Below are 6,361 nucleotides of genomic sequence, written 5' to 3' on the forward strand. Positions count from 1 at the left end.
GGAAGGGGACGCAAGTTTGAGAATATAACAAGTGACCGAATCAAAATGTTCGAGGCACAAGAAAAAAATTACTTCCAGAAAATGTAGCTTACGCCGAGGTTGGCATAAGGCATCAGGGAGAACTCTCCGTTGGTCAGGGTTCTGGCCCCCGGGATGATGGCTCCTTTGTATGCTCTCATGGCTTCTTCCGCAAAGATACCCCACCGGTCGTTTACCCGGATGGTTTCTTTCAGACCGCCCTGCATGCCGAAGTAGTCCTTTCTGGCCGCTCCGTGGTGTGTGTACAGGATACCGGCAAACCCTTCCACCGTGCAGATTCGTTCGCGGTTGTATCCCGCAGCCAGGGCCGTGAAGTCCACCATGTAGTCTGCGCCGAGGGTCAGCGGGTAGGTATGTCCTCCTCTGCCGTATTGGAGGTGTCCCACTTCCAGGTTCCCTCTCACGGACGCATACTGGCTGTATCTCCGTCCGTAGCTCAGGCTGAACTGTTGTCCCAGGTGGTGCATCATCTTCTTCAGTCTTGTGTCACCGATACGCATCGGGTAGCTGGCCCCTACGGCCACCGAAGCAAAGTTGTAGGGCTCAAAGAAGATGTCCTTCTTGTTCACGTCTTCTGCCCGTCGTCTGTATTGCACACCCATTTCCACGCTCAGGTTCTGCATTCTGCGGTCCTGGCTCTTTCTGCCGCCCACGAACGTCTGTGTGTAGTTGTTCCGGCTCCAGCGGGCCTGTCCGAACACGCCGATGCGGTCGTTCACGGCATACAGCAGCTGTCCGCCCGCCGTAGGGCCGATGAAGGGACGTACTTTCTTGGCATACGTTTTTCCTCGGTGGGCCACGCCACCCACTTCCACACCGCCGGTCAGGTTGACCTCCAGTTTGGGGTCGGTCACGCCGCAGTTGAACAGGCGGTTCAGGTTCAGCATTCCTTCCAGGCGCAGGCCGGCATACACCTCCTTGCGGGTATCCATCTTGCCGTCATCGGGCACCGTCCGGTGAAGACCTCCGAAAATCGTACCGCGTACTCCCAGCGGCAGGAACCATTTTCCGATGCCTATACCCATCGCCGGTCCCACGGGTTCCAGCAGACCGTTCATCTGCGGTGCCCGGCGGACTCTGGCTGAGTAGTCTCCCTGAATGCCCACATAGAATTCGTAGAACAGGTTGTCCAGCACGTCCGCGTTGGGGCGGGGCAGGTTGTCCATCGGGATGCCCGTAAAGCGGTAGGTCAGTCCCACCACAGCCTGTGCCCCGAGGTCGTATTTCTTTTGGGAATCTCTTCCGTCAATGCCGTCGGTAAAGAGGTTGAGACGCGGTTCGGCAAACATCTCCAGGTGGCTGCCCAGCAGGTAGCTCACGTGCAGCCCCCCGAAGAGGGCCCCTGCATAATGCCGGCTGTCGTCCTTTGTCAGCTGGGTCGTGTATCCCCCCAGTCCGATTACCGTTTCCACGTTCCAGGCCGTCCGGTCGTTGTAGCCCCACACGTAATCCATGATGCGGAAGAGGTGGGCAATTTCCACGCCGCCCCGTTTCATCTGTTTGTTCTGTGCGCCCTCCAGGGTCAGGCGGTAGCTGTTGAACGAGGTGACATCCTTGGTCAGAGACACCCCGAATTCCTTGCTCATCGGCATCCAGGACCCTTCACCAGCCAGTTTGCTGGCCCCGCCGAAAGCCGAGACCGACACGTTCCGTCCTTTGGCCTGCGGGTCCACCTTTCTGCCCTCGGGGATGTATCGTTTCTGGCGGATGTAGTCCATTGCATTGAAGAAATTCGCCTTCGTACTGTCGTTCGCTTCTTGTGCAGTCATGTGGCCGGGCAGGACGGCACATGCGCAGCAGGCCGCCGCGATATAATAATTCTTGATCGATTTCATGATGTTATTACTGATTGTTGTAGATATCCAGCGCTGTCTCTATGATATCCTTGTTGAACTCTCCGTCATTTTGTGCCTTGGTAATCATCTTGGCATCCTTGTTGAAGCAGCTCACCAGGCAGATGGCTGCATCCGTCAGGCCGGCGTCGCCTTTCCGGGCCGCTACCACCGCCTTCAGGTACCAGGTCACCGCCTTGTCGGCCGGCATTTCCTCTAAGGCCTTCTCCGCCTCGTCGTTGCCTGCCGGTGTTTCCAGGGCCAGATTCATCACCACCCGGTTCTGTACCGACGAGTTACAGATGGTTTCAAACGTCCGTTGGGCCCGTGCCCGTTCTTCGGGTGTGTCTCCCCCCTGGAAGTAGCCTCCCATGGCCCAGGCATACGCTTTCACCAGGTCATATTCCGTATATTCGTCGGGAATCAGTTTGGCCATCACGCTGGCATTCTCGAAGTCGCCCGCCTTGATGTACATGCACAGCTGGTTCACCACCACTTCCACCGGGTTGATGATTTCCGTTCTTCCCGTGTCGATGTTTCTCCGTTCATAGTTCACGGTGAAAATCGTGCGGTTGATGAGCGGTTCCAGCACCTTCGTGTCGATGGTGTCCCGTTTCAGGTACTGCACCGCCAGCGTGTTGCCGGCCAGCACCCACGGACGCTTCATTTCCAGCGATTCGTCGTACGCCTTTCGTGCCACGGCCTCAATTTCCCGGTCGTCTTTCAGCAGTTGCAGCAGCTTCCAGTATTCATAGCGGGTGTACGTACCCTTGAGTCCCTTTTCCCGGTAGGCCTGCATCACCTCCTCGTCGTTCGGTTCGCGGTAGATGTCGTAGCGGCACAGGTACTTCACTTGTCGCAGTCTCTCCAGGTAGGGCACAATCACCTCCCGGTATTCCGGGAAGGCTCTGACGCGCTGTCCCTGTTTGTCCATCTGTTCCGGCAGGGCTTCCACCACTTCCCGGATGCGGCGTGACAGGTCGGTCAGGCTGTCCTGTGCCAGCAGGTCGGCCACGTCGTTCCACGAAGCCACCTCTGCCTGCGGGTTTTGGTATGTCCGTTCGGCCACGCTGCGCGGCAGGCTGCCGATTACTTCCTGCTGGATTTTCAGCATACGTTTTCTCGCCAGGGCCAGGTTCTTTTGGTATTGCCCTTCCGGCGAGGAGGTACCCATCACGTGGAATTCCCTCAGCATGGCTCCCGGTTCGTTCAGAATCATTTTCAGTTTCTCGTCAATCAGCTGCAGGTTCTGCCGGTTCTTCGGGTCGTTGGTCAGTTGGTCCGAGTTGATTTCGAAGGTCAGTTCCACCTTGTCTTCCGTGTTGCGCTTTTCCACCTGTGCCTTTTCCGCGTATTTCTGGAAGTCCAGGTCTTTGGCCAGCAGGTCGTATTCCAGGAAGCCCAGCGGCCGCTTGTTCTCGCACGTATTAATCTGGTACGTCTTCCGGAACGGTACCCGGCGGTAAGTCTCTATGCTGAAATCGGCATAGCAGCTGTAGCTCCCGTTGGGGTCGGGCACGGTCAGCGTGTCCTGCCATTCGATGGTCATCCGGTCCGTGGTCAGCGGGGTGTCATTGACGAAGCGTGCCAGCGGGTCCCGTGACAGGTCGTATCCCATCAGTCGGGTTTGCGTGCGGTGGAATTCCTTTCCGTCGTACACCAGCGGCTTCAGAAACCCGATGGTGTCGTTGGTCGCGCAGTTCAGCACATACGGCTGGATTACCAGGCGCGAATACGTGTTTCCTTCCCGCCGCGGCACCACAAACGTGTTGTACGGATAAAACCGGTTGCCCATCAGGCGGCTGGCCTTCGGTTCCGGCTGAATCTGTTTCAGTTCTCCGGTCACAGTTACCTCCTGCAGCTGGATTCCTCCGTCCACCTCGAGGTCAATCTTCATCCGGTTGTTCACTTTCTCCAGCACCGACTTGCTCAGCCCCGGTTTGAACACCAGGGCGCCGTTGTCGGGCACCAGAATCTCGTAATACCCGTTGGCATCCGTTTCCACCCGTTGCCCTTCGTCCAGAAAGAGGGACATGTTCAGGTTATCCTTGTCCAGGTTTTCTTGCAGGTCTTCTGCCTCTGCCACTGTCTTGCAGCTGTAGATGTACACCGCGGCGTCCGTGAAAGGCACCTTCTTCTTGTTGGCGATGTTGTACACCGTGCCGCTTACCTTAATCATGCGTTGCGCCCATCCGGCCACCGGAGTCGCCGTGAGCGTCGCTACCAGTATGTATTTACCTATACCCGATATCAATTTCTTATCCATAAGTCCAGATTGTTTTTAGAACACATAGCTGCACGTCACAGCCACCTCTGTCGGTACGTACTTCATTCCCTTTGCGTTGTATTCCGCCTTGTTCATATTCGTACCTTCGGCGTACTTTTTCTCTCTGTACCACATCACGCCGACTCCGGCCGAGAATTCCAGGTTGAAGTGTTTGCATAGCGGCCATGCATACCCGTAGGTCAGTCCCGGTCCTGCAGCGTCTCCGCGGTGCGTGGTTCCTTCGTGCGCTACGAAGTACCTCATTCCGCTCACTGACAATCCGACAAACGACCGTGCCATCGGCCTTCCCGATATCCAGTATCTGATTTCCGCCTGCGCTCCTTTGAGCTGCACGTCCAGCGGGTTCTTGTTCAGCCCGTAAAACACAGTCCCTTCCAGGCTGAACCGTGGAGCTGTCACCAGTTCCACCGAGAGATTGGGTGTCAGGTTTCCCCAGAGCAATGCATTGGTTTTCACCGCAGCCAGTTGGGCTTGAGCCGCACCGCTGCCGGCGAGCAGCATCCCTCCCAGGACCCCCCACCTAGTTAACCTTTTCATAAAATAAATTCTTGTTTTGTTTTGATTTATGTAGTTTTCGTTAAGTTCGTTTCGGTGCCGCGTACTGTCTCAGTAGGCATTCTTTTCGCCATGCAGCGCATTGGCCACGGTCTTGTAGATGATGAACAGGTCCAGTCCGAACGTCCAGTGTTCGATGTACCAGATGTCGCCGCGGATACGTCCCTCCATATCCTTCAGCTCTTTCGTTTCGCCGCGGTAGCCCGTCACCTGGCTCCAGCCCGTGATGCCCGGCTTCACGAAATGCCGCACCATGTACTTGTTGATTAGTTTCGAATATTCTTCCGTATGCTTCAGCATGTGCGGGCGCGGGCCCACGATGCTCATGTCGCCTTTCAGCACATTGATGAACTGCGGCAGCTCGTCGATGTTCGTCTTGCGCATGATGTTTCCCCAGCGCGTCTTGCGCGGGTCATCCTTGGTGGCCTGCAGCGTATCCGCCTGGGCATTCACCTTCATGCTGCGGAACTTGTAGCAGTAGAACTCCTTGTCGTTCAGTCCGTTTCGTTTCTGCTTGAAGAACACCGGCCCCGGCATCGTCAGCTTCGTGATAATCGTCACGATAATCAGGATGAAGGGGAAGAACGTACACAGGAAGAGCAGGGAGAACACGATGTCGAACGTCCGTTTCAGCATCTTGTTGCCTGTCCGGCTCAGCGGGTCCGGCCGCAGGCTCAGGAAAGGCACGTTGCCGATCATGTTGAAGTACACCCGGTTGTGCAGGTAGTTGTAGATGTTCGGCACGCTGTAGAAGTGCACCAGGTGGTTCTCGCAGTAATTGATAATCGGCCGGATGATGGCGTGTTCCCGCGAAGGCAGACAGCAGAACAGAAAGTGCGTGTTACCCTCTTTCTCCAGCCATGGGATTGTTTCCTGGGGCGTGCCCAGGTACGGGCATTCTTTCGGGAAATCCGGGTTCGGCTGGAAGTCGAAATACCCTTTCACCCTGAATCCGGTCCAGTCCTGGCTTGTCAGTTCGTAATACAGTTCCCGGTTGTTTTCCGAGCTGCCCACCAGCACCACGTAGCGCACATTGCCTCCTTTGGAGCGGTATTCTTTCAGCACCCACCGGGCCAGGATACGGAAAACGGCCAGGCAGACAAACAACAGCAGCAGAAAGCTCAGGTAGAAGAACGACCACGTATCCATGAACTTTCCTACGCCCAGGATGATGCCCGACATGATGCCGAAGAACACCGTGCTCCGGAGCACCTTGCCCAGAATCTGGTAGGCAAACACCTTCCGGCGGTAGAGCACGACGCCGATTTGCATGCCCGAAATGAAATAACATAACATTACTGTCAAAATCACCTGCAAGTGGGGTGCCATCAGAGTGTTGTGCCACGGCGTGTTTTCCGTCGCGAGGAACAACAAATCGAACAATCCTCCTGTAATCAGTGTTTCTATGGTTACAATAAACAGATTTACCCAACCATTGTACGAATCATATTTTGTTCTCATACGCAGTTTGTAATTTTTAGTGTATTAGTCAGATTGGCTGCAAAGTAACAGATTCTTTGGAGGATTTCCAACGAAATGATTAAGAAGTTTTGCCCAAATGCATATTCCGGAGCATACCCGTTCACATTCCGGTAGCCTATAAAGCATAAAAATAGCCTTTAAAAGCACAATTTTATATCCGTTCATC

4 protein-coding genes are annotated in these 6,361 nt (G+C 55.3%); all 4 read right to left on the reverse strand.

Going from position 1 to position 6,361, the window contains the following annotated elements; translation table 11 throughout:
• Positions 1–68: 68 nt before the first annotated feature.
• Positions 69–1,874 (reverse strand): hypothetical protein, encoded by a 1,806-nt coding sequence (locus OCV81_RS10455; protein WP_148329959.1) that lies wholly within the window; start codon positions 1,872–1,874, stop codon positions 69–71.
• A 7-nt stretch (positions 1,875–1,881) separates the two neighbouring features.
• The gene (locus OCV81_RS10460) at positions 1,882–4,137 is read right to left on the reverse strand and encodes a hypothetical protein (RefSeq protein WP_148329960.1); all 2,256 of its coding nucleotides are present in this window, start codon (positions 4,135–4,137) and stop codon (positions 1,882–1,884) included.
• Between the two features lie 15 nt (positions 4,138–4,152).
• Positions 4,153–4,695, reverse strand: a complete 543-nt coding sequence (locus OCV81_RS10465) for a DUF3575 domain-containing protein (protein WP_148329961.1) — start codon at positions 4,693–4,695, stop codon at positions 4,153–4,155.
• A gap of 69 nt (positions 4,696–4,764) precedes the next feature.
• Entirely contained in the window at positions 4,765–6,174 is a 1,410-nt protein-coding gene (locus OCV81_RS10470) for an undecaprenyl-phosphate glucose phosphotransferase (protein WP_148329962.1), read from the reverse strand.
• Positions 6,175–6,361 lie beyond the last annotated feature (187 nt).

The sequence above is a fragment of the Phocaeicola fibrisolvens genome (genome assembly GCF_025567125.1).
Classification (GTDB): domain Bacteria; phylum Bacteroidota; class Bacteroidia; order Bacteroidales; family Bacteroidaceae; genus Phocaeicola; species Phocaeicola fibrisolvens.

Excerpts from the sequence above, each read along its gene's own strand:
- OCV81_RS10455 (WP_148329959.1), bottom strand. The coding sequence starts at position 1,874 with ATGAAATCGATCAAGAATTATTATATCGCGGCGGCCTGCTGCGCATGT.
- OCV81_RS10460 (WP_148329960.1), bottom strand. The coding sequence starts at position 4,137 with ATGGATAAGAAATTGATATCGGGTATAGGTAAATACATACTGGTAGCG.
- OCV81_RS10465 (WP_148329961.1), bottom strand. The coding sequence starts at position 4,695 with ATGAAAAGGTTAACTAGGTGGGGGGTCCTGGGAGGGATGCTGCTCGCC.
- OCV81_RS10470 (WP_148329962.1), bottom strand. The coding sequence starts at position 6,174 with ATGAGAACAAAATATGATTCGTACAATGGTTGGGTAAATCTGTTTATT.